At 54.8% G+C, this 389-nt stretch carries 1 protein-coding gene; it reads left to right on the plus strand.

Annotation, left to right across the window (positions count from 1 at the left end; translation table 11 throughout):
* Nucleotides 1-190: 190 nt before the first annotated feature.
* A partial coding sequence (locus HMPREF2749_RS09330; protein ID WP_210395330.1) for a hypothetical protein occupies nt 191-389 on the plus strand: 199 nt, incomplete at its 3' end.

Below are 389 nucleotides of genomic sequence, written 5' to 3' on the forward strand. Positions count from 1 at the left end.
CTTCCTTTTCGGAGGGACTTTCATTGAGGGTCTGAGCCGTCAAGCCCAGCTCACGGCGCAAACGGCGATTTCCCTTCCTTTTCGGAGGGACTTTCATTGAGGGTCAGATTCGCCGAGCATGCCCTCACGAGCCAACGCAGATTTCCCTTCCTTTTTGGAAGGGCTTTCATTGAGGCTGCGGCAAACCTCCATGCTCACCACCGACACCACCCACATTTCCCTTCCTTTTTGGGGAGGGGCTTTCATTGAGGCAACGGGGAAACGATTTCAGCTTGGATGCCTGTCCGCATTTCCCCTTCCTTTTTGGAGGGCTTTCATTGAGGCGGTGTTCGGCGCGCACGGCGTCCACGCTCTCATGCATTTCCCTTCCTTTTTGGAAGGGCTTTCAT

Source organism: Rothia sp. HMSC075F09, from assembly GCF_001810515.1.
Taxonomy (GTDB): domain Bacteria; phylum Actinomycetota; class Actinomycetes; order Actinomycetales; family Micrococcaceae; genus Rothia.